This window comes from Polaromonas sp. P3_A5 (genome assembly GCF_056403055.1).
Map to the genome: position 1 here is coordinate 47,009 of NZ_JBFUGF010000004.1, position 21,932 is coordinate 68,940.

Annotated in this window: 19 protein-coding genes; 14 read left to right on the forward strand and 5 right to left on the reverse strand. The window is 65.2% G+C overall.

The window, feature by feature from the left end; translation table 11 throughout:
• Window positions 1–5 precede the first annotated feature (5 nt).
• The 4 genes from AC1DU8_RS21490 to AC1DU8_RS21505 all read right to left on the reverse strand — a co-directional run bounded on the left by AC1DU8_RS21490 (window position 6) and on the right by AC1DU8_RS21505 (window position 6,952).
• Window positions 6–824 (reverse strand): fused MFS/spermidine synthase, encoded by an 819-nt coding sequence (locus tag AC1DU8_RS21490; protein WP_457282324.1) that lies wholly within the window; start codon window positions 822–824, stop codon window positions 6–8.
• A gap of 76 nt (window positions 825–900) precedes the next feature.
• Complete coding sequence (locus AC1DU8_RS21495) at window positions 901–3,444, reverse strand: DUF1631 family protein (protein WP_477727230.1); 2,544 nt, start codon at window positions 3,442–3,444, stop codon at window positions 901–903.
• Window positions 3,445–3,939: 495 nt separating this feature from the next.
• Entirely contained in the window at window positions 3,940–6,168 is a 2,229-nt protein-coding gene (locus AC1DU8_RS21500) for a malate synthase G (RefSeq protein ID WP_457282326.1), read from the reverse strand.
• A gap of 76 nt (window positions 6,169–6,244) precedes the next feature.
• Window positions 6,245–6,952 carry a haloacid dehalogenase type II gene (locus tag AC1DU8_RS21505; RefSeq protein WP_457282327.1) on the reverse strand — a complete coding sequence of 236 codons (708 nt, stop codon included), beginning with the start codon at window positions 6,950–6,952 and terminating at the stop codon, window positions 6,245–6,247.
• A 248-nt stretch (window positions 6,953–7,200) separates the two neighbouring features.
• On the opposite strand from AC1DU8_RS21505, the gene atzF reads away from it, so the two are divergent.
• The 14 genes from atzF (at window position 7,201) to AC1DU8_RS21575 (ending at window position 20,854) form a co-directional block, all read left to right on the forward strand.
• Window positions 7,201–8,898, forward strand: a complete 1,698-nt coding sequence (atzF, locus tag AC1DU8_RS21510) for an allophanate hydrolase (protein ID WP_457282328.1) — start codon at window positions 7,201–7,203, stop codon at window positions 8,896–8,898.
• A gap of 64 nt (window positions 8,899–8,962) precedes the next feature.
• Window positions 8,963–9,982, forward strand: a complete 1,020-nt coding sequence (locus tag AC1DU8_RS21515; RefSeq protein ID WP_477666906.1) for an ABC transporter substrate-binding protein — start codon at window positions 8,963–8,965, stop codon at window positions 9,980–9,982.
• 5 nt (window positions 9,983–9,987) lie between these two features.
• Window positions 9,988–10,824: an ABC transporter permease gene (locus AC1DU8_RS21520; protein ID WP_457282330.1), complete on the forward strand. Its 837-nt coding sequence runs from the start codon at window positions 9,988–9,990 to the stop codon at window positions 10,822–10,824.
• 158 nt (window positions 10,825–10,982) lie between these two features.
• Complete coding sequence (locus AC1DU8_RS21525; RefSeq protein WP_477666907.1) at window positions 10,983–11,804, forward strand: ABC transporter ATP-binding protein; 822 nt, start codon at window positions 10,983–10,985, stop codon at window positions 11,802–11,804.
• A 13-nt stretch (window positions 11,805–11,817) separates the two neighbouring features.
• A complete protein-coding gene (locus AC1DU8_RS21530; protein ID WP_457282332.1) occupies window positions 11,818–12,042 on the forward strand; it encodes an AtzG-like protein in 225 nt (74 codons plus the stop codon).
• A 5-nt stretch (window positions 12,043–12,047) separates the two neighbouring features.
• Window positions 12,048–13,445 (forward strand): AtzE family amidohydrolase, encoded by a 1,398-nt coding sequence (locus AC1DU8_RS21535; protein ID WP_477666972.1) that lies wholly within the window; start codon window positions 12,048–12,050, stop codon window positions 13,443–13,445.
• Window positions 13,442–13,828 carry an oxalurate catabolism protein HpxZ gene (hpxZ, locus tag AC1DU8_RS21540; protein WP_457282333.1) on the forward strand — a complete coding sequence of 129 codons (387 nt, stop codon included), beginning with the start codon at window positions 13,442–13,444 and terminating at the stop codon, window positions 13,826–13,828. The genes AC1DU8_RS21535 and hpxZ overlap by 4 nt, the downstream gene beginning before the upstream one ends.
• Before the next feature lie 40 nt (window positions 13,829–13,868).
• A complete protein-coding gene (locus AC1DU8_RS21545) occupies window positions 13,869–14,972 on the forward strand; it encodes a BMP family ABC transporter substrate-binding protein (protein ID WP_477666908.1) in 1,104 nt (367 codons plus the stop codon).
• 40 nt (window positions 14,973–15,012) lie between these two features.
• Window positions 15,013–16,104 carry an ABC transporter permease gene (locus tag AC1DU8_RS21550; protein WP_457282335.1) on the forward strand — a complete coding sequence of 364 codons (1,092 nt, stop codon included), beginning with the start codon at window positions 15,013–15,015 and terminating at the stop codon, window positions 16,102–16,104.
• Window positions 16,101–17,021: an ABC transporter permease gene (locus AC1DU8_RS21555; protein ID WP_457282336.1), complete on the forward strand. Its 921-nt coding sequence runs from the start codon at window positions 16,101–16,103 to the stop codon at window positions 17,019–17,021. Before AC1DU8_RS21550 ends, AC1DU8_RS21555 begins: the two co-directional genes overlap by 4 nt.
• A 32-nt stretch (window positions 17,022–17,053) precedes the next feature.
• Window positions 17,054–17,749 (forward strand): biuret amidohydrolase, encoded by a 696-nt coding sequence (biuH, locus tag AC1DU8_RS21560; protein ID WP_477666973.1) that lies wholly within the window; start codon window positions 17,054–17,056, stop codon window positions 17,747–17,749.
• Window positions 17,746–19,335, forward strand: a complete 1,590-nt coding sequence (locus AC1DU8_RS21565) for an ABC transporter ATP-binding protein (protein ID WP_457282337.1) — start codon at window positions 17,746–17,748, stop codon at window positions 19,333–19,335. Before biuH ends, AC1DU8_RS21565 begins: the two co-directional genes overlap by 4 nt.
• 100 nt (window positions 19,336–19,435) lie before the next feature.
• Complete coding sequence (locus AC1DU8_RS21570) at window positions 19,436–20,113, forward strand: cysteine hydrolase family protein (protein ID WP_477666909.1); 678 nt, start codon at window positions 19,436–19,438, stop codon at window positions 20,111–20,113.
• 9 nt (window positions 20,114–20,122) lie between these two features.
• The gene (locus AC1DU8_RS21575; protein ID WP_457282339.1) at window positions 20,123–20,854 is read left to right on the forward strand and encodes a GntR family transcriptional regulator; all 732 of its coding nucleotides are present in this window, start codon (window positions 20,123–20,125) and stop codon (window positions 20,852–20,854) included.
• Between the two features lie 141 nt (window positions 20,855–20,995).
• On the opposite strand, the gene AC1DU8_RS21580 is transcribed toward AC1DU8_RS21575, so the two are convergent.
• A complete protein-coding gene (locus tag AC1DU8_RS21580; RefSeq protein WP_457282340.1) occupies window positions 20,996–21,925 on the reverse strand; it encodes a dihydrodipicolinate synthase family protein in 930 nt (309 codons plus the stop codon).
• Window positions 21,926–21,932 lie beyond the last annotated feature (7 nt).

Below are 21,932 nucleotides of genomic sequence, written 5' to 3' on the forward strand. Positions count from 1 at the left end.
ACCGGTCAGGCGTCGTCTGCGCCCGGGTCTTTCATGTACCAGGTGATCCGCCCAAACTCGGCCCTGAGCTGGGCCCGGCCCTCGTCGTCCGCCAGTGCGGAAAGAGCTTGCGCAACCGAGAGCCTGCGCGCGGAAACGGGCTTCCCGCGGTAGGCAAACACGATGCTGTTGGTTTTTTCCTGGGCAAGAATTTCTGCGGAATTGCCATCGAAACTGCGCGCAATGCGGCCCGCCAGCAGCGGATAGTCCGGGTCATCGTAGTGCAGGTTCACCGCCAGTACGCCGCCCGGCGACAGCGCGGCAAAACAGTCGTCATAAAAGCGTTGCGAACAGAGGGCCGGCGGTTGCCCCTGGTGGTCAAACCCGTCGATCAGCAGCACGTCGAACCGGGAGGTACCGGCCTGCAGAAAATCGGCCCCGTCAGCGGCGATGACGCGGAACCGCGCGTCATCGTCGGGCACGTGGAATTCGCGCCGCAGCGCCACCACCTGAGGGTTGATCTCCAGCACAGTCATCTGGCTGGACGGCAGCTGCCGGTGGCAGAACTTGGCCAGGGAGCCGCCTCCGAGGCCGATCATTCCGATGTGCAGGGGCACGGGCCGAAAGAGCAGGAAACCCATCATCGTCAGCGTGTAGTCCACTTCCAGGTGCCAGGGGCTGTGCATCAGCATGCGGCTTTGCAGTTCACCCATCGTGAAGTGAAGCGACCGGGTGCTTCCGTCGTCATGCACAAAGGGCTGGGCATGCGCTGGCTGCTGCAATTCAGCAGGGCCAGCAGGTACAGCGGCGGCAGGAAATTGATTGAGGTCGGGCCAGGAGGTCATGAGGCTTTAAGCTGTACGGGTGGGTTCCGCCATGTATCCGGCGGCAGGTAACTGCCACCTCGTGCGGCCTCCCCCTTCAGACCGGCTGGGATTCCGGCTGCGCTGTGGTTGCGACTTCCGAAGCGACCGCATCCAGGGCCTGCGCCACCACACCCTGGCTGTCGACCGGCCGGAGCAGGCGTTCACGGATCAGCCGTTCGCAGCTACGCTTGGTCATCGAGTGGGGCTGGCCGCCGTGGCTCACGAACATGAACAGCGTGCCCTTGGTGCTGGCCCAGATCAGCTGGGCTCGCAGCCAGCGGCGCCTGGAGTACATATCCACCCAGTGGCCGGAACGCAGGCTGAGCAACAGGCGCTCGGCTTCACTTTGAGCCATGGCCGGTACTGCATTTGCGGAGGCTGCCGCCGCGGCAAGGTATTCCGGATGGCTGGAGTCGGGCTCATTTGCCGCTTGCATGGGTTCTATCGGCGGCGGTTCGTCTTCCTCGATCGGAGCAAGTTCTCCGGGCACAGTCGGCAGGGTGTCTTCAAACCCTGCGGCGTCCAGGTCGTCGCGCGCAAGCCAGGGGTGCGCGGCGGCCTTGGCAAGACGCTGTTCAGGCGTGGCCGAATCTTCTTCGGCCTCCAGTGGCACGGCGCCCGATTCTTCGGCGTCACGCCGGCTTTTCAGGCGTCGCAGCTTGAGCACGGGCCGGTGCAGCATCATCAGGCCCTCGAAGAAAGGCTCACTTTCGCGCGGGTCCTGCCCCAGCAACTCCAGCCCCTCATGCAGCTTGCCCAAAAGGCTGGGAATCATCTCGATCAGTTTGGCCGGGCGTTTCAGGGTGACTTCCCGCTTGACGCTCCAGAGCAGGTCAGGCACCACCGAACCGAAGCCCATCGGATCAACCTGGTTGCGTGTATCGGAGAGTCTGGCGTGCGCCATGGCCAGCGCCCAGGGGCCGAACAGGAAGTCCAGCACCAGGCCCGGCACCTTGTCCAGGTCCGAGCGTGTGCTCAGCTCAAAGGCGATCTGGTCCGCTTGCGTCTGGCGCTCTTCGGCGAAACGCAGGGCCTGCAGCACGTTGTTGCGGTTTTCCGCTTCGAGCTGGTCCTGCTCGTCCCAGCCGTATTCGAGCTCGGCCAGTGCCATCGCGAAAGGCTGGGCATCTTCGATCGTCAGGCTGTTCAGCCCGTTGAAAGCGCGCGTGACCGGCTCAAAAAACGCCAGGAACTCAGGGCTGAATTCGTCGTTGTACTTGAAGCTGCGCTGCGCCACACGCTCCATGACGCGGCGCCCGGCGTGGCCTTCGTCGCTGAAAAAGCGCGGGTCCACCATGGCCAGGCGCAGCAACGCAGGCTCCAGCGCCACGATGGCCTCCCGCACCGGCACCAGCAGGCGCGGGTCTTGCGCGACCTGTTTGACCAGCTTGCGCACCACTTCCAGGCCCAGCACCTGACCGACCTGCTTGGCCTCTTTCTTCAGCTGGGTCCGGACGATGGCGCGCTCGCGGGGGCGGGCGTACGAGCCCCAAACCTGCGGGCTGAGCTGGCTGCGCTCATCGACCATCCGCTGCGGACGGTCTACCGCCGGCAGGTTTTGGTATTCATGTGAGGGCGGGGCTTGCGACTCACCCAGCGGCGCGCCCGAAGAGTCGGGCGCTTCCTGAAGGGCAACCAGCTCTTCCTCGACCGTTTCGTAATAGGACGGCGCCAGCCCGTGATGGGCGTTGCTGCCGCCATGGAACAGGAAATCCTGGAACAGCTCGTCCCGGATCTCATAGTTGGAGAGGTCGGCATATTGCGGGGGCGGCTGGTGGTGGCCGGATTCCACGGAGCTCCCACCGTTTCCGCCCTCACCGCCGCCTGCGCCGCCGGTACCGGTGCCCGACCCGTTGCCCGCGCCGCCCGCGCCCCTGCCACGGCCGGGGGCTGCGCTTGCAGGGGTCTGCAATACGCGGTAGCTGGCACCCTGCACGTTGGCAAGTTCCAGCTGGTTAACCAGGCGTTCGTAGACCTGCCCGAGTTCGCGCCCCAGAGGCTCGGCAAGATACCTGAGCCACAGCGAAACGACGGCCGGGCCCGCATTGCTTGCGGTGATCATTTCGCGCAGGGTTTGTGCAAACACTTCAGGGCGCAGCGGATTGAGCTCCGGGCGCACATTCGGCAGCCCCTGCACGGTGCTGATCAGCTTGTTGAGTTCGGCGAGGACGTGGTCGACCGCCGGCAGCACCAGCTGGAGCAGCCGTGACGATTCAATGGCCTGGGACACGTCCTCGTCGTCGACGAGGGCGAAACTGGCATAAGACAGGGCGGCAAAGGTGCTGGATGCGGCGGCGGCTGAAGCAGCGAGCTGGTCTGGCGATGCTGCCGGCGTGCGCACCGCCTGCACCGCAACAGCCACATTCGCCTTGAAATGCACCAGCAGGTCTGCCGGGTATTGCACGACCCAGACGGGCTTGTTTTGTTGAAGTCCCCGCCAGGCCGCCGCGAGTTCGTCGCGCTCGGCCACTTTTGGGCTTTGTGACTCGGCAATCTGCAGCCCCGCCACGGCGTCATCAATGCACCGTTCCAGCGCAGGCCGGGCTGCTTTGGCAGCCGCCTGAAGACAGGATTGAAGGACGTCAGGTTGCGAAGCCATCGAGGAGTTCGGGAAAATTGGTATTAATCACATTTGCCGGCCGGCTTGCAACCGATCTGTGGCCGGAGAAGGGGGAGACGCTAGCGTAAGGGCCAACCGCGATTTCATTGAAGTACTTGCAAAGTGTTTCACTTGGTTTCCAACGCATACATATGAATTACAGGGTTTTTGTCACGGAACGGTCCATAACCAGCCCTTAAATCCCGCGAATGGCGATGAGCGGCCGGTTTTGCAAGATCGGCGGCTCTCTGTAAAGGTCAGTTTGGCGCAACACCTCCGCAAGCTCAGGGGTTATCAACGCCTGACCGGCTGTCATCCGCCATGGGGGGCGCACCGGCGCCAGCGGGCCGAACCCAGATTTCCAAGAGTATTTGGCCTGCAGGCCAATAGCAGCCTGCGCTAACAGCTATCAATTCAGTAGCAAGCTGGCTCTGTCAGGCACAGGCTTCAGCAGGCGCAAGCCCCCGTCCGCACCCCTGCCGCAGACTTAACAGCTCACAAGCCGGCTTTTACCTTCAGCCGCCAGGCGTGAAGCAGCGGCTCGGTGTAGCCACTGGGTTGCTCCAGGCCCTTGAAGACCAGGTCGCACGCTGCCTTGTAGGCCGCTGACGCCTCGAAGTTGCCCGCCATCTTTTTGTACAGCGGATCGCCCGCGTTCTGGCCGTCGACCACGGCGGCCATCCGTTCAAAGGTTTCCTTGACCTGCGCTTTCGTGACCACGCCATGCAGCAGCCAGTTGGCGATGTGCTGACTGGAAATACGCAGCGTGGCGCGGTCTTCCATCAGGCCGACGTTGTGGATGTCGGGCACCTTGGAGCAACCCACACCCTGGTCGATCCAGCGGACCACGTAGCCGAGGATGCCCTGGGCATTGTTGTCCAGCTCCTGCTGCTTCTCGGCAGGCGTCCATTGAGCGTCGGGCGAGACCGGCACCAGCAGCAGCTCGGGCAGCAGGCGGGCGATTTCGGACTTCAGGTCGACCGTCTTCTCGATGTCTTTTTGCACCGCCGCCACATTGACCTGGTGGTAGTGCAGCGCGTGCAGCGTGGCGGCCGTGGGCGAGGGGACCCAGGCGGTGTTGGCGCCGGCCTGCGGGTGCGAGATTTTGGCCTTGAGCATGTCGGCCATCAGGTCGGGCATGGCCCACATGCCCTTGCCGATCTGGGCGCGGCCGCGCAGGCCGCAGGCCAGGCCGACCAGCACGTTGCTGCGTTCGTAGGCGCTGAGCCAGGGGCTGATCTTCATGTTGCCCTTGCGGATCATCGGGCCGGCCTGCATGGCCGTGTGCATTTCGTCGCCGGTGCGGTCCAGGAAACCGGTGTTGATGAAGGCCACGCGGCTGGAAGCGGCGGCGATGCAGGCCTTGAGGTTGACGCTGGTGCGGCGCTCTTCGTCCATGATGCCGAGCTTGACCGTGCTGCCCGGCAGGCCGAGCATCTTTTCGACGCGGCTGAAAAGTTCGGCGGCGAATGCCACTTCAGCGGGGCCGTGCATCTTGGGCTTGACGATGTAGACCGAGCCCTTGCGCGAGTTCCTGATGCCGGGCTTGCCCTTGCGCTTGAGGTCGTGGATGGCGATCGTGGTCGTGATCACGGCGTCCAGGATGCCTTCCGGAATTTCCTTCGTGCTGCCATCCGCGGCGGTGTACAGCACGGCCGGGTTGGTCATCAGGTGGCCCACATTGCGCACGAACATCAGCGAACGGCCGTGCAGTACCACTGCTTTGCCCTTGGGTCCTTTCGGCGAGGTGTATTCACGGTCCGGGTTCAGGCCGCGGGTGAAGGTCTTGCCATCCTTGGTCACGCTTTCGGTCAGTGTGCCCTGCAGGATGCCCAGCCAGTTGCGATAGGCCAGCACCTTGTCGTCGGCGTCCACCACGGCCACAGAGTCTTCCAGGTCCATGATGGTCGACAGCGCAGCCTCTATCACCAGGTCGCTCACGCCGGCCGGATCCGTCTTGCCGATGGGCGTGCCGCGGTCAATGCGGATGTCGATGTGCAGGCCGTTATGCTGCAGCAGCACCGACGACGGCGCGGAGGCTTTGCCCTGGTAGCCGATGAACTGGCTGGCGTCTTCCAGCGCCGTTGTCTTGCCGCCTTTCAGGGTAACGACGAGCTTGCCGCCCTTGACCGCATAGGCGATCGAATCGATGTGCGAGCCCTTTTTCAGCGGCGCGGTGCGATCCAGCACATAACGTGCGTACTCGATCACCTTGGCGCCGCGCACGGGGTTGTAGCCTTTGCCTTTGGTGGCGCCGTCATCCTCGGAAAGGGCGTCGGTGCCGTAGAGCGCGTCATACAGGCTGCCCCAGCGCGCATTGGCGGCATTAAGCGCATAGCGCGCGTTCAGGATGGGCACCACAAGTTGCGGGCCGGCCTGTCTGGCGAGTTCGGCGTCCACGTTGGCAGTGGTGATGGTGACCTTCTTCGGCGAAGGCACGAGGTAGCCGGTTTTTTCGAGGAAAGCGCGGTAAGCCTTCATGTCCGCAATGGGGCCGGGGTGGGCCTTGTGCCAGGCGTCCATCTCGGCCTGCAGGCGGTCGCGCTCTGCCAGCAGGGAGAGGTTCTTGGGCGCCAGATCGGCCACGATGGCGTCAAAGCCCTTCCAGAAAGCGCTGCTGGGCACACCCGTGCCAGGCAGCACCTCGTCTTCGATGAAACGGTAAAGCCCGGTGGCGACCTGCAGACGGTGGCTGGAGGTGCGTGTGTTGGTGGTTGTGTTCATGGTGCGGTCCCTTTTCTCAAAAGCATCAGAAGAATCAAAAAAACTAAAAGACAAAAAATAGAACGAGCCTGCGAAATCAGTGCAGCGGCAGCGAGAGCACTTCACGCAGGCTGCTGCCGGTGTACAGGGGCTGCGTGCCCAGCTCTTCAAACGGCAGTTGGTAACGATTAACCCACAGCGTCTGGTAGCCATACCAGGTGGCCGCCAGTGCGTCCCAGCTGTTGCAGCTCACGAAGGCGATCTGTTTCGCCTCCAGCCCGGTGGCTTTCAGCCCGAGCGCATAGGCTTCGGGCGCGGTCTTGTATTTGCGAATGCTGTCCACGCTGATGATGTGGTCCAGCAGACCTTCAAGCCCGGCCGACTTGACGGCCACATCCAGCATGGAGGGGTCGCCGTTGGACAGGATGCCGGTGGTGATGCCACGCGCCTTCAGCGCCTGCAGCACCTCCCGGTTTTCGGGAAACGCCGACAGGTGGCGGTACTGGTTCATGAGCTGCTCCTCACGGGCGGCATTCAAATCCAGCCCCAGGCGTTTGCACGCATAACGCAGGCCTGCGCGTGTGAGGTCCCAGAACGGCCGGTAATGCGCGCCGCCGTTGCTGATGGTCACCAGGCGCGTGTACTCAATCTGCTTGTCGCGCCACAGCACGCCCAGCACTTCGCCTTTGCCCGGAAAGAACTGCTCCGCCAGCAAGCCCACGCTGTACACGTCAAACAGCGTGCCGTAGGCGTCAAACAGCACAGCACGAAGCTTGGGCTGTGGGTTGGAGCGGGACTTTTCCATAAGCCTCTACTGTATTTGATACATCGAGCGTGATTAATTACCCAAGAATCGCTTTATCCATGACATTCATACGCCTAATCGGATAACAAGCAGACATCAAAGTCCTTTTCGTCACTGGCAGTGCTGGGACGGCTCTACGGATTGGCACAGCTCTTGCATCTCATCTTGTACACAAGTATGGATGCTTTCAATTGGTGCACATCTCTTCATCGCCGAACTCTCCTCAATCGCTTGCTGCACCTGAGCAGGTGACGACATCTGCGGGCACGGACGCCGGCTGGGCTCCCGAGGCCTGGATTACCAGGACATCGTCTTTCCCGACCGGCCGCGGCGGCGCGCTGGCCGGGCTCTCATTTGCGGCCAAAGACAATATTGATGTAGCGGGCGTGCCAACCACCGCCGCCTGCCCCGCTTTCGCCTACACGCCGACGGCGCACGCCGCCGTGGTGCAAAAGCTGCTCGATGCGGGTGCGCAACTGCTGGGCAAGACCAACCTGGACCAGTTCGCCTGCGGCTTGAACGGCACGCGTTCGCCGTATGGCGCGGTGCCCAACGCCATCAACCCCGACTATGTATCAGGCGGATCGAGCTCCGGCTCCGCCTATGTAGTAGCGACCGGGCAAGCCGACTTTGCACTGGGTACAGACACGGCCGGCTCGGGGCGCGTACCAGCCGGCCTGAACAACATCGTGGGATTGAAGCCGTCCAGGGGTCTGGTCAGCGCGCGCGGCGTGGTGCCGGCCGCGCAGAGCGTGGACTGCGTCTCCATCTTCGCGCGCACCGTGGCCACGGCCGCCCGCGTGCTCGAAGCGGCCATGGGCTACGACCCGCTGGATCCCTACTCGCGCGTGCTGGCGATGGCCGACACCGCCTTGCCCGCAGGCTTTCGTTTCGGTGTGCCTTCAACACTGGGCTTCTGCGGCGACGCGCTGGCCGAGCAGGCTTTTGGCGAAGCTGTCACCCGCATGCAGGCCCTGGGCGGCGTGCCGGTGCCCATCAATTTCGCGCCGCTGGCCGAGGCGGCCGCGCTGCTCTATGAAAGCGCGCTGGTGGCTGAACGCTACACCGCCGTACGCGATTTTTTCGACACACATGAAGACGCAGTGATCGAACCGGTCCGCAGCATCATCGGCGCAGGCCGCCAATACAGCGCCGCCGACCTGTATGCAGCCCAAACAAAGTTGCGCGCGCTGGGCCAGCAGGCGGGCGCAATGTGGCGCGACATTGACGTGCTGCTCCTGCCGACCGCGCCCACGCACTACACGCTGCAGGCCATGCAGCGCGACCCCATCACGCTGAACCGCAACCTGGGCACCTACACCAACTTCGTCAACCTGCTGGACTACGCGGCCCTTTCCGTGCCCAGCAGCCTGCGTCCTGACGGCCTGCCTTTCGGCATCACGCTGGTGGGGCTGGCGGGCAGCGACTGGCAACTGGCTGAGTTGGGACAGCGCTATCACCATGCCACTGGTTTGCCGCTGGGAGCATTGAACGAAGCGCTGCCCGCACCCGCAGCGTTGCCAGGCATCCAGCCGGCGGCCACGGTCAGGCTGGCCGTGGTGGGCGCACATCTTTCGGGCATGCCGCTGAACAGCCAGCTGACAACGCGCGGCGCCACGCTGGTGGGCCCCGCACGCACCGCGCCTGACTATCGCTTCTACGCGCTGCCGGGTACGGTGCCGCCCAAGCCGGGGCTGCTGCGTGTGGCCCCCAACGAGGGCGCGGGCATCGCGCTGGAAATCTGGGAAATGCCGGTGCAGCACTACGGCTCTTTCGTTGCGCTGATCCCCGCGCCCCTGGGCATAGGCACGCTGGCGCTGGAGGGCGGCGGCAGCGTCCAGGGTTTTGTTTGCGAGGCGCACGCGCTGCAAGGCGCCGAGGACATCACGCATCTGGGTGGCTGGCGCGCCTACCTCGAATCACTGAAGTCCAGCGCACCGGCCTGAAGCTTTCATCACCCTTTACCAACCCGTTCATCCACCGTTTACCCATCACCAGCAGGAGCATTTCATGAAGCCCGTTCCCACACCGTCATCCGCCCCCCACGGCCCGGCACGCCGCTCGCTGCTCAAGGCCACGGCCGCCGGCGCCACTTTGGGGCTGCTGGGCATGCCCGCCTTCCTGCATGCGCAGGGCGGGCCGAAAATCCGCATCGGCTACTGGCCCATCGCCGCCGGCCTGCCGTTCTACTCAGCCATCGAGCTGGGCTACTTCAAAGAGGCCGGCCTTGACGTGGAGCCGCTCAAATTCGCCGGTGCGCAGCAGGTGATGGAGGCGGTGCTCTCGGGCCGCGCCGACGGTACCGCCAACGGCACCGGTTCGGCCAACATCGCCATCGGCGAGATCGCCCAGCCCGGCACCTTCAAGATCTTCTGCTCCAACCCCAGCAACGTGAAGAATGTGCTCGACGAGGTGATCGTGCCGGCGGCCAGTCCGGCCAAGGTGATGGCCGACCTCAAAGGCAAGCGCGTCGGCTCCGGCCCCGGCATCCAGAACGTGACACTGGCCAAGACCGTGCTGGAGCGCGGCGGCGCTACCGGCGCGACCGTGGTCGAGCTGCCCATCGGCCAGCATGTGGCCGCGCTTGCCGCCGGCCAGATCGACGGCGCCTACACGCTGGAGCCCACCGGCACCATAGGCCGCATGAATGGCACCACCCGTGTGCTTGAAGCCGGCGTGATTGCGCGCTATGTACTGGGCGACCCGATGGCGCCGTGGTTCGGCGGCTCGGCCTCGCTGTCTTCCGACTTCATCAAGAAGAATCCCGACGCGGCAAAAAAATTCGTCGCTGCCTATGGCAAGGGCGTGGCTTACGTGCGCAGCAAATCGGTCGAGGCACGCCAGTACCTCAAGGGCTACACCGCCATCGAAGGCCCGCTCACCGGCGAGGTACCGCTGGCCGCCTACACCATGTACAACGAGTTCACCCCGGCCGACGTGGCGCACTTCCAGAAATTCTTCGACCTGTTCTCCGAAAAAGGCATCTTCAGCTCGCGCCTCATCGTGGACACCATGCTCTACAAGGGTTGAACACCATGAGTACCACCTCTCCCGTGACGGCAACGCCCGCCAAACCCTGGACGCCTCCGGCCGCGCCGGCGGCCGTCGTGCAGCGCAAGCCGGCGCTGGACAAGGCCCTGCCCTTCATCGGCCCGGTGGCGCTCTTCATCATCTGGGACCTGGCCGTGCGCCTGGGCTTCATCAAGGCCATCCTGCTGCCGCCACCCATCGATGCGCTGGGCGCGCTGCTCAGCGGCCTGGCCGGCGGACCGCTGCTCAAGGACTTTGCGGTCACCGTATGGCGCACGGTGCAGGCCTTCATGATCGCCGCTGCGGTCGGCATGCCGCTGGGCGTGCTGCTGGGCAGCAATGAAAAAGCCTACCGCAGCGTCGAATTCCTGATCGACTTCTTTCGCTCCACACCGTCTTCGGCGCTGATCCCGCTGTTCCTGATGATTTTCGGCGTGTCGGACATCAACAAGGTAGCGATTGCCGCCTTCGGCGCGCTGCTGATCGTGGTGTTCAATAGCGCTTACGGCGTGATCAACGCGCGCAAGCAGCGTGTCATGGCGGCCAGGGTCATGGGCGCCTCGCGCTGGCAAGTGTTCAAGGACGTGCTGATCTGGGAAAGCCTGCAGCCGAGCTTTGTCGGCCTGCGTTCAGCGGTGTCCATGGCACTCGTCATCGTGATCGTCGCCGAGATGTTCATCGGCGCCGACACCGGCCTGGGCAACCGCATCATCAACTCGCAGCAGGTCATGAACGTGAAGGACATGTACGCGTCCATCCTGGCTGCCGGCGCCCTGGGTTATGCGCTGAATATCCTTTTTCTCGTCGCAGAGCGACGCATCGTGCATTGGAGCGGAAGATAAATGGCCCCCACGCTTTTCACTTCGTGTAATGCGCTTCCCCCCGAGGGGGCCGCTGCGCCTGCGGCCCGGCAAAGCCGGTTCCGCGGCCCCTGCTTGAAGGTGAGAGGCCTGCGGTCACTCACCGCTGTGTTTACCCATGGATCCCACCGGAGTCCGACATGTCCGCTGTAATTAATGCTCCCGTATTCGCCGACGTCCCGGTGCGTGAATTCCAGCCCGGCCCGGCCGGCACGCACATCACCATACGCGGCCTGACCAAGTACTTCGCCGGCTGGCCGCTGTACGAAGACTTCAACCTGGACATCCCCAAGCACAAGATCGTCTCGGTGTTCGGGCCCAACGGCTGCGGCAAGTCCACGCTGATCAACATGATCGCGGGCCTGATCCCCATAGACGCGGGCGAAATCCTGTTTGACGGCAAGTCGCTCAAAGACACCAAGATCGGCTACGTCTTCCAGAACTACCGCGAGGCCATGTTCCCGTGGATGCGCACCATCGACAACATCGCCTATCCGCTCAAGCTTGAAGGCAGATCCAAGGCGGAAGTCGACAGGCGCATGGCCGAACTCGTGGCCTCCTTCGACGTGAAGTTCGACCTGAACCGCTACCCCTATGAACTCTCGGGCGGGCAGCAACAGACAGCCTCCATCATGCGGGCGCTGGCGCCCAATCCCGAGGTGCTGTTCCTGGACGAGCCGTTCTCGGCGCTGGACTTCGAGATGACGCTGTTCATCCGCGAAAAACTGCAGGAGGTGTTCATGCAGACCGGCACGACCATGCTGCTGGTGTCGCATGACCTGGAAGAAGCCGTGTACCTCGCCGACCAGGTACTGCTGCTGACCAAGCGCCCGACGCGCGTAGCCGAAATCCTGCCCTACGGCGATGCGCGTCCGCGCACGGTGGAGACCTTGTCTGAGGCCAGCTTCATCAGCACCAAGAAACTCAGCCTGGAAATCTTCCAGCGCGAAGTCAGGCGTTGAGAAAGCTGCAGCCATGATGGACGAAGCAAGCATTGCAAGTTATGTCGCAAGCGCCGGCGCGGTGCTGGGCCTGCCGCTGCCGCCGGACCGCGCGGCACGCGTGGCCGCCCACCTGCAGCGCACCACCGTCATGGCCGCGCTGCTGGACGCGGCGCCGCTGGCCCCGCACGACGAGCCGGCCGAAATTTACTGCCCGGCGGTTTTCCCGTCCAGCGACGGCGGGCGCGAGCAGTCATGAAAAGCATGGTGTTTGATGCGTCCGCCATGGCCGCCGCCGTTGCGGCGGGGCAGGTCAGCGCGCGCGAACTGCTCGATGCCAGCCTGGCATGCATTGACAGCACGGACGGCCGGGTCAATGCCTTCACCGAAACAACCCGCACCCGGGCCCGCGCTGAGGCCGACGCGGTGGACGCGCAGCGGGCGCGCGGCGAACCCCTGGGACCGCTGGCTGGCGTGCCGTACGCGGTCAAGAACCTGTTCGACATCGAAGGGCTGACCACACTGGCCGGCTCAAAAATCAACCGCGGCCTGCCCGCGGCTTCGGCCGATGCGGTCCTCGTCACGCAGATGAAGGCGGCCGGCGCCGTGCTCGTCGGCGCGCTGAACATGGACGAATACGCCTACGGCTTCACCACGGAAAACACACACTACGGCCCCTGCCGCAACCCGCACGACCTGACGCGCATCGCCGGCGGTTCGTCGGGCGGCTCCGGCGCGGCGGTCGCGGCCGGGCAGGTTCCCCTCACCCTGGGCTCGGACACCAACGGTTCCATCCGCGTGCCGTCGTCGCTGTGCGGTGTCTGGGGCCTGAAGCCGACCTTCGGCCGGCTATCGCGCCGCGGCAGTTATCCCTTCGTGCACAGCATCGACCACCTGGGTCCGCTCGCCAGCAGCCTGGGCGGGCTGGTGCTGGCCTACGATGCGCTGCAGTTGCCCGACCCGCTGGACCCGGGCTGCCATGCGCTGCGTGTGCAGCCGGTCTCTCCGGTCCTGGGCAAGGGTGCAAGCGGCCTGCGCATCGGTGTGTTGGGCGGGTACTTTCACGACAATGCCGGGCCCGAAGCGCGCGAGGTGGTGGCGCTGGCCGCCCGCACCCTGGGTGCGCAAGCCGACGTGGTGTGGCCGGATGCTGCACTGGCGCGCGCGGCGGCCTTCATCATCACCGCGAGCGAAGGCGGCAGCCTGCACCTGGGCGACCTGCGCACGCGTGCCGACGAATTCGAACCGCTGTCGGTGGACCGTTTCATCGCCGGCGCGCTGCAGCCCGCTGATTGGTATGTGCGCGCACAGCGCTTTCGCCGCAGCTACCGCGACAAGGTCAACGCCCTGTTCCAGGACTGGGACGTGCTGCTCACGCCTGCCACACCGGTCGGCGCCACGGTCATCGGCACCGAGTGGCTGGACATCAACGGCGTGCGCCAGCCCTGCCGCGCCGCGATGGGCCTGCTCACCCAGCCCATCTCTTTTTCCGGCTGCCCCGTGGTCACCGCGCCCATGTGGCCGGCAGCCGGCGGCATGCCGATAGGCGTGCAGGTCATCGCCGCGCCCTGGCGCGAAGACCTGGCCTTGCGGGTCGCACAGGTGCTCGGCGACGCCGGCGACGCCCATATCCGGCCCGCCACACTGGTGACACAAGCATGAACCCCAGCCTTGCCATCAACCTCCCCGACGTCCTGGCCGAAGTCACGGCGGTGTTTGCGCGTTATGAGGATGCGCTGGTCAACAACAAGGTGGACGTGCTGGACGAGCTGTTCTGGAACAGCCCGCACACCCTGCGCTACGGCGCGACGGAAAACCTTTACGGCTACGCCGACATCCAGGCCTTCCGGGCAGGACGGCCGGCGCAGGGCCTGGAGCGGCGGTTGCTGAAAACCGTGATCACAACCTATGGCCGCGACATGGCGACCGCCAATACTGAATTCCAGCGCGCCGGCAGCGCCAGAACCGGCCGGCAGAGCCAGACCTGGATGCGCACGCCCGAGGGCTGGCGCGTGGTCGCCGCGCACGTGAGTCTTCTTGCCTGAGTTTCATTTCCTTGACCTCATAACCCCTGGAGCATTGACCATGAGCAACTTCCTCAATCGCCGCGATTCGATCAAGACCCTGGCCGCGCTCGGCGCCGCGGCAACCGGCCCGTTTGCCTTCGCGCAAAAGCCCCTGACCGTGGGCGTGATCTACGTCGGCCCGCGTGACGACTACGGCTACAACCAGGCCCAGGCGCAAGCGGCGGCCGAGCTCAAGAAGATGCCGGGCATCAAGGTGGTGGAAGAAGAAAACGTTCCCGAAACCGCGGCCGTGCAGAAGACCATGACCGGCATGATCGCGCAGGACGGCGCCAGCCTGGTGTTTCCCACCTCCTTCGGCTACTTCGATCCGCACATGCTGGCGGTGGCGGCCAAGTTTCCCGCGGCGCGTTTTGCGCATTGCGGCGGCATGTGGACGGAAGGCAAGCACCCGAAAAACACCGCCAGCTTTTTTGGTTACATCGATGAGTGCCAATACCTCAACGGCGTGATCGCCGGCCACATGACCAAGAGCAACAAGATCGGTTTCATCGCCGCCAAGCCGATCCCGCAAGTGCTGCGCAACATCAATGCCTTCACCATGGGCGCGCGTTCGGTCAAGCCCGGCATCACCACCAGCGTGATCTTCACCGGCGACTGGTCCATGCCCGTGAAGGAGGCTGAAGCCACCAACAGCCTGGCCGACCAGGGTGTGGACGTCTTCACCATGCACGTGGACGGCCCCAAGGTCATCGTGGAAACAGCCGCCAAGCGCGGCAAGATGGTCTGCGGCTACCACGCCAGCCAGGCCAAGCTGGCTCCGCAGGCCTACCTGACCGGTGCCGAGTGGAACTGGCTCACGGCCTACACCACCTTCATCGAGGCGGCACGCAGCGGCAAGCCGCACCCCAACTTCATCCGTGGCGGCCTGAAGGAGGGCTACGTGAAGATGTCGGCTTACGGACCCACCGTGACCGAGGCGGCGAAAAAGCAGGCCGACGGTGTCAAGGCGCAGATGATGGCGGGCAGTTTCGACATCTTCAAGGGTCCGCTCAAGGACAACAAGGGCGGCACCATCGTGCCTTCCGGCAAGGTCTTCAAGCAGACCGACCTTGAGCTCGAGAAGATGAACTACCTGGTCGAAGGCGTGATCGGCTCCGTGTGAGCCGGCGGCTGACCTTGCGGGCCTGAGACTTTCCTTATCCATGCGCCACTCCCTCGCCAACTTCCTGCTGCCGGGCAGCGCCATCATCGCGGCACTGGGGGTGTTCGGGGTTTTCGCCTGGTTCGCCGGTGTCAGCCCCCTGGAGGTCTGGCTGCTGCTGTTCAAGGGCGCGTTCGGCGACTGGTATTCCTGGCAGAACACGCTGCAGCGCGCCGCGCCGCTGATGCTCACAGCCCTGTGTGTCGCCATTCCGGCGCGCGCGGGCTTGACAGTCATAGGCGGCGAGGGCGCGGTGGTGCTGGGCGGACTGGCCTGCGCCGGCCTCGCGCAAAGCCTGCCCCTGCCCGCGAACATGGCAGGCACGGTGATGGTCTGCCTCGCCGCCGCGCTGGCCGGTGCCTTGTGGATTGGGTTGGCTGGCTGGCTGCGGCAATACCGCGGCATCAACGAAACCATCAGCAGCCTGTTGCTGGCCTATGTGGCCGTCGGCCTGTTCAAGCACCTGGTCGAAGGGCCGCTGCGCGATCCGTCCAGCCTCAACAAGCCGTCGACTTTTTCGCTGGCCGAAGGCCTGCGCATCGGCGGCATCGCCGGCTCCGATGTGCACTGGGGGCTGGTGATCGGCGTGCTGGCCTGCCTGGCGGCGGGCCTGTGGTTTCGAATGACGCCCTCGGGCTTCGCGGTGCGCGTGGTCGGCGGCAACCCGCGTGCGGCGCAACTCGTCGGGCTACCGGCCTCCAGGCTGATCCTGCTGGCCTGTGCGCTGGGCGGGGCCTGCGCCGGCCTGGCCGGCGCCATCGAGGTCGCGGCCGTGCACACCAATGCCAACGCCGCCCTGATCGCGGGCTACGGCTACGCCGGCATCCTGGTGGCTTTCATCGCACGCCAGCATCCCGTGGCCATCATCCCGGTGGCCATCCTGTTCGGCGGCTTTGGCGCGGCCGGCAGCCTGCTGCAGCGCCGCCTGGGCCTGCCCGATGCCTCGGTGCTGGTGCTGCAGGGCATCGCCTTTGTGCTGATCCTGGCCAGCGAGGCTCTGCGCGATGTGGACTGGAAAACTTTTTTTGAGCGTATCAGCCGCTTCGGCCCTTCGGAGCCGAGCCCGATTCCTTTGCCGGAGGAAAAGCCATGACCACCGACCAGCTCCTGATCTTTTTCGCCGGTATCGTCGGCGGCGCGCTGCGCGTCGGCGCGCCCTTCCTCTTTGTCAGCCTGGGCGAATGCATCACCGAAAAATCCGGCCGCATTAACCTGGGGCTGGAGGGCGTGCTGGTGCTGTCGGCCATGTCGGCCTTCGGCGCCTCCTGGCTCTCGGGCTCGCCCTGGGTCGGTGTGCTGGCGGCGGCGGCCACCGGCGCGCTGCTGGCCGCACTGCATGGCATTCTCTGCTCGCTACCGCGGGTCAACGACATTGCCACCGGCATTGCGTTGATGCTGCTGGGCACGGGCCTGGCCTTCTACCTGGGCAAGCCGCTGATCCAGCCGCAGGCGCCGCAACTGCCCGCCATCGCGCTGGGCGGCTGGAGCAGCTCGGCCGCCGTCCGCTCGGCGCTGCAGATCAATGTGCTGGTGCCGATCGGGCTGGCGCTGGCCGTGGCCTTGTGGTGGGCCTTTGCCAACACACGCGCTGGCCTGATGGTACGCATGGCGGGGGATTCGGCCAACGCCGCTCGCTCGCTCGGTTATTCGGTGTCCGCCATCCGCATTGCCGCGACCGCCGCCGGCGGCCTGGTTGCCGGCCTGGGCGGCGCTTCGCTCACCCTGTTTTATCCCGGCAGCTGGAACGAAGGCATCTCCAGCGGCCAGGGCCTGATCGCGGTGGCGCTGGTGATCTTCGCGCGCTGGAGCCCCCTGCGCTGCGTGTACGCCTCGCTGCTGTTCGGCGGCGCCGGCGCCATCGGCCCGGCCCTGCAGTCCGTCGGCATCAACTGGGGATACCACCTTTTCAACATTGTTCCCTATGTGCTCACCCTGCTGATCCTGGTCATCACCTGCCGGCCAGGCAGCACCGTGAGTGGCAGCCCGGGCGAGCTTTCCGCCACCCGCTAGTGACTGCAAGCACTGACAAGGAAAACATCCAGATGGAACGCTTCGTCAACGCCAACCCCTACCCATGGCCGTACAACGGCGACCTGCGGCCCGGCAACACCGCGCTTATCGTTATCGACATGCAGACCGACTTCTGCGGTGAAGGCGGCTACGTGGACAAGATGGGCTATGACATCTCGCTGACGCGCGCGCCGATTGAACCGCTCAGCGCCCTGATGGCCGGCATGCGTGCCGCGGGCTACCACGTGATCCACACGCGCGAAGGCCACCGGCCCGACCTGTCGGACCTGCCGGCCAACAAGCGCTGGCGCTCGCGCCGTATCGGCGCCCACGGCGCGGGCATCGGCGACGACGGCCCTTGCGGGCGCATCCTGGTGCGCGGCGAACCGGGCTGGGAGATCATTCCCGAATTGGCACCGCTGCCCGGCGAGGTGGTGATCGACAAGCCCGGCAAAGGCTCGTTCCACGCCACCGATCTGGAGATGGTGCTGCGAACGCGCGGCATCGAGAACCTGATTCTCACCGGCATCACCACCGACGTTTGCGTGCACACCACCATGCGCGACGCCAACGACCGCGGCTTCGAATGCCTGTTGCTGTCGGACTGCACCGCCGCCACCGACCGCGGCAACCATGAGGCAGCGCTGAAGATGATCACCATGCAGGGCGGCGTGTTCGGCGCGCATGCTTCATCGGCGGCGGTGCTGGACGCACTGGCCACGCCATGAGTCCAGGCATCACCATCGGCAGCCTGCCGCCCGCCACCGGCGCGCTGGCGCTGGACATCTACCGCATGAGCATGCGGTTCGGCAGCTTCACGGCGCTCGACGGTGTCAACATGAAGGTGGCGCCGGGAACCGTGCATGCGCTTCTCGGTGAAAACGGCGCGGGCAAAAGCACACTGGTCAAGTGCGTGGCGGGATTCCAGCGGCCCTCGGAAGGCAGCATCGTCATCGACGACCGTGAGCAGACGATCGCCAATCCGGTGGTGGCTCGCGCGCTGGGCATTGGCATGGTCTACCAGCATTTCACGCTGGCGCCCGGCATGACGGTCGCCGAAAACCTGCTGCTGGCCGGCGGCAAGACGCCGGCGCTGATCGACTGGACGCAAAAACGCGCGGAGCTGGAGGCCTTTGTGCAAACCACGCCCTTCCGGCTGGACCTGGACACGCGTCCGCTGGACATGGCCGCCGGCGAGAAACAAAAGCTCGAACTGCTCAAGCAGCTCTATCTCAAGCCGCGCCTGCTGATCCTGGACGAGCCGACTTCGGTGCTGACGCCGCAGGAGGCCGACGAAGTGCTGGGCCATGTGCGCGACTTCGCACGTGCCGGCCACTGCACGGTGCTCATCATCACCCACAAGTTCCGCGAAGTCATGGCCTATGCCGACGACGTGACCGTCTTGCGCCGCGGCAAGGCGGTACACGTCACATCGGTGCCGGCGACCGACCCGGCGCGGCTCGCGCAGGCCATGGTGGGTGATGCGGCCGCGGCCCACCCCGAAAACCAGGCCACGGAACCCAAGGTGCCTGCCACCAGCGCCGTGCGGGCTGTCGATGTTGCGGCACAAACCGCATCCCTTGATGTTCACGGCCTGCAGGTCATGGGCGACCGCGGCACGCTAGCGGTGCGCGACCTGAGCCTGTCGGTGCTCGCGGGCGAGATCCTCGGCGTCGCCGGCGTATCCGGCAACGGCCAGCGCGAGCTGGTCGAAGCGTTGGTCGGCCAGCGGGCGCGCGCCGCCGGCATGGTGCGGGTGGGCGGCGAGCCTTACGCTGCTACGCGGGGCGAGAACCACCGCCTGAAGGTGCGCAGCCTGCCTGAGGAGCCGCTGCGCAATGCCTGTGTGGGTGACTTCAGCGTGGCCGAAAACATGGCGCTGCGCGACTTCGACCGGCCGCCGCTATGCGCCGCGGGACGCTTGCGATTCGGGCTCTGGCGCAGCCGCGCGCGCGAATGGATCAAGGGCTACGGCATCAAGACGCAGGGGGAGAACGCACCCATTCGCAGCCTCTCTGGCGGCAACGTGCAACGTGCCGTGCTGGCGCGCGAGCTGCATGGCGAGATCAAGGTGCTGATCGCCGCCAACCCGGTGTTCGGCCTGGACTTCGCCGCCGTGAAGGAAATCCACACCCGCCTGCGGGGCGTGGCGCAGCAGGGCGCGGCAGTGCTGCTGGTCAGCGAAGACCTGGACGAACTGCTTGAACTGGCCGACCGCATCGTGGTGATGAGCGAGGGGCGCATCGTCTTCGAGACCGCGGCCTCCGGGGCCCAGCGGCAGGTGCTGGGTGCGCACATGGGCGGGGGACGATGAGTTCCCCCCCGAAGCGGCCTGCAGCCGCTCCCCCCTCAAGGGGACGCCACCAGCAGCCCGGCAAAGCCGGTTCCGCGGTGGCCCACGAAGGAGCACTCCTATGAAAATCGCAGCGGCTCCTTTCGCCTACGAGTTCGAGCTGGCGCACACCGCGCTGGTCATCATCGACATGCAGCGCGACTTCATCGAGCCCGGCGGCTTCGGTGAAACGCTGGGCAATGACGTCTCGCTGTTGCAGGCCATCGTGCCGGCCTGCAAGGCCGTGCTGGAGGCCTGGCGCCGCGCGGGCGGGCTTGTGGTGCACACCCGCGAGGCGCACGGGGCCGACCTGGCCGATTGCCCGCCCGCCAAGCGCAGCCGCGGCAACCCGACCCTGCGTATCGGCGACATGGGAGCGATGGGCCGCATCCTGATAGCCGGTGAACCGGGAAACCAGATCATCCCCGAGCTGGCGCCGCTGCCCGGCGAGATCGCCATCGACAAGCCCGGCAAAGGCGCCTTCTATGCCACCGGCCTGCACGAGCGGCTGCAGCATGCCGGTATCACGCACCTGCTGTTCATGGGCGTGACCACGGAAGTCTGCGTGCAGACCTCCATGCGAGAAGCCAACGACCGCGGCTATGACAGCCTGCTGCTGGAAGACTGCACTGAAAGTTATTTCCCCGTCTTCAAGTCGGCGGCCGTGGCGATGATCCGCGCCCAGGGCGCCATCGTCGGCTGGACCGCCACCAGCGGCGAGTTGCTGGCGGCACTGCCGGCACAGCCCCAACACTGCTAGAGTTTCACCATGCACACTGCCTCCAACCCTCCCGCGAGCCTTGCCGCTGCGCTCGTCCACCGTTCGCGGGCCAACGAGGTGTACGACGAACTCAAGCGCGACGTCTCCGAGTTCAAGCTGGTGCCGGGCGACCGCTTCACCGAAACCGAAATCAGCGAACGTCTTGGCGTCTCGCGCACGCCCGTGCGCCAGGCCCTGTTTCGCTTGCAGCAGGAAGGTTTCGTCGAGGTGCTGTTTCGCAGTGGCTGGCGTGTGCTGCCCTTTGATTTCGACAAGTTTGAACAGCTCTACGACCTGCGCATGGTGCTGGAAACCACGGCCGTGCAGCGGCTGTGCGCCGGTAGCCAGACGATTGACACGGCGCTGCTCGATGAACTGGCGGCCATCTGGCTGGTTCCGGTGGGCGAGCGCAGCACCGATCATGTTCGGGTCGCCCAGTGGGACGAAGCTTTTCATTGCGCGCTGGTGGCGGCTGCCGGCAATGCCGAGATGGCGCGTGTGCACCGCGACGTGACCGACCGCATCCGCATCATTCGCCGGCTTGACTTCATCAAGCAGCCGCGCATTGAGGCCACCTATGAAGAGCACGCCAAGATTCTCAAGGCGGTGCGCGCCAAGCGTGGCGACCAGGCCGCCATGCTGCTGCGCGCCCACATCGAAACCAGCCAGGCCGAGGTGCGCAAGATCACCCTGCACCAAATGCACCTGGCGCGCCAGATCGGGTCTGGAACGCCTCGTTAATGGCCTCATAGGCGTGCAGCCCAACAGATATAAGCGCAAGCTGCTATCAAAAAAGAAGCAAAAACTCAGGCGGAAAGCGCAAATACCGATGCGGCAGAGGCCGTGCGGCGCGCGCCATGCCGCCTAAGTTGTTCCCGCCGTCTACCGCGCCCAGCGCAGCACAAGCGGATCAAGCCGCCTGGCGGTCGCCAGCAGCCCAGCGCGCGTGTCCGGGTGCATGGCCGGAAAAGGATGACGCGGCGCCTCGCAGGCGATCACGCCGCCTTCCTTCATCAAGGTCTTGGCGGCCAGCAGCCCTGCCTGGCGATTCTCGTAATTGATCAGTGGCAGCCACTGCTGGTAAAGGGCATAGGCCTTGTCGTGATCACCGGCGCGGTGCGCCTCGATGATCGGACGAATGCCATCGGGGTAACCGCCGCCGGTCATGGAGCCGGTGGCACCGGCATCAAGGTCGGGCAGCAGTGTGATGGCCTCTTCGCCGTCCCAGGGCCCTTCCACCGCGTCGCCTCCCAAACGGATCAGTTCGCGCAGTTTGGATGCTGCACCGGCGGTTTCGATCTTGAAATAGGCGACGTGTTCAATCTCACGGGCCATACGCGCGAGGAAGCAGGCTGAAAGCACGGTGCCGCTGGCGGGCGCATCCTGGATCATGATGGGAATGTTGACCGCGTCCGACAGCCGCGCATAAAACTCGTAAATCTGCGGCTCGCTCACGCGAAAGGTGGCCCCGTGATACGGCGGCATGACCATCAGCATGGCGGCGCCCATGTCTTGCGCCCGGCGGCTGCGTTCGGCGCAAACCTTCGTGCCGTAGTGGGTGGTGGTCACGATCACCGGCACGCGGCCGGCCACATGTTCGAGGACGGTACGGGTCAGGGTTTCACGTTCTTCGTCCGAAAGCACGAATTGCTCGGAGAAGTTGGCCAGGATGCAGATGCCGTCTGAGCCGGCGTCGATCATGAAGTCGACGCAGCGCTTCTGGCTTTCAAGGTCAAGCTCGCCGGTTTCGGTGAAGGTGGTGGGGGCAACGGGGAAGATACCGCGGTAACGCGGCTGGCGGAGCGTGTTCATGGGGACT

Bases quoted from the DNA above. Each gene is read 5' to 3' on its own strand.
- AC1DU8_RS21490 (WP_457282324.1), bottom strand. From the start codon at position 824: ATGACCTCCTGGCCCGACCTCAATCAATTTCCTGCCGCCGCTGTACCT.
- AC1DU8_RS21495 (WP_477727230.1), bottom strand. From the start codon at position 3,444: ATGGCTTCGCAACCTGACGTCCTTCAATCCTGTCTTCAGGCGGCTGCC.
- AC1DU8_RS21500 (WP_457282326.1), bottom strand. From the start codon at position 6,168: ATGAACACAACCACCAACACACGCACCTCCAGCCACCGTCTGCAGGTC.
- AC1DU8_RS21505 (WP_457282327.1), bottom strand. From the start codon at position 6,952: ATGGAAAAGTCCCGCTCCAACCCACAGCCCAAGCTTCGTGCTGTGCTG.
- AC1DU8_RS21515 (WP_477666906.1), top strand. From the start codon at position 8,963: ATGAAGCCCGTTCCCACACCGTCATCCGCCCCCCACGGCCCGGCACGC.
- AC1DU8_RS21520 (WP_457282330.1), top strand. From the start codon at position 9,988: ATGAGTACCACCTCTCCCGTGACGGCAACGCCCGCCAAACCCTGGACG.
- AC1DU8_RS21525 (WP_477666907.1), top strand. From the start codon at position 10,983: ATGTCCGCTGTAATTAATGCTCCCGTATTCGCCGACGTCCCGGTGCGT.
- AC1DU8_RS21530 (WP_457282332.1), top strand. From the start codon at position 11,818: ATGATGGACGAAGCAAGCATTGCAAGTTATGTCGCAAGCGCCGGCGCG.
- AC1DU8_RS21535 (WP_477666972.1), top strand. From the start codon at position 12,048: ATGGTGTTTGATGCGTCCGCCATGGCCGCCGCCGTTGCGGCGGGGCAG.
- hpxZ (WP_457282333.1), top strand. From the start codon at position 13,442: ATGAACCCCAGCCTTGCCATCAACCTCCCCGACGTCCTGGCCGAAGTC.
- AC1DU8_RS21545 (WP_477666908.1), top strand. From the start codon at position 13,869: ATGAGCAACTTCCTCAATCGCCGCGATTCGATCAAGACCCTGGCCGCG.
- AC1DU8_RS21550 (WP_457282335.1), top strand. From the start codon at position 15,013: ATGCGCCACTCCCTCGCCAACTTCCTGCTGCCGGGCAGCGCCATCATC.
- AC1DU8_RS21555 (WP_457282336.1), top strand. From the start codon at position 16,101: ATGACCACCGACCAGCTCCTGATCTTTTTCGCCGGTATCGTCGGCGGC.
- biuH (WP_477666973.1), top strand. From the start codon at position 17,054: ATGGAACGCTTCGTCAACGCCAACCCCTACCCATGGCCGTACAACGGC.
- AC1DU8_RS21565 (WP_457282337.1), top strand. From the start codon at position 17,746: ATGAGTCCAGGCATCACCATCGGCAGCCTGCCGCCCGCCACCGGCGCG.
- AC1DU8_RS21570 (WP_477666909.1), top strand. From the start codon at position 19,436: ATGAAAATCGCAGCGGCTCCTTTCGCCTACGAGTTCGAGCTGGCGCAC.
- AC1DU8_RS21575 (WP_457282339.1), top strand. From the start codon at position 20,123: ATGCACACTGCCTCCAACCCTCCCGCGAGCCTTGCCGCTGCGCTCGTC.
- AC1DU8_RS21580 (WP_457282340.1), bottom strand. From the start codon at position 21,925: ATGAACACGCTCCGCCAGCCGCGTTACCGCGGTATCTTCCCCGTTGCC.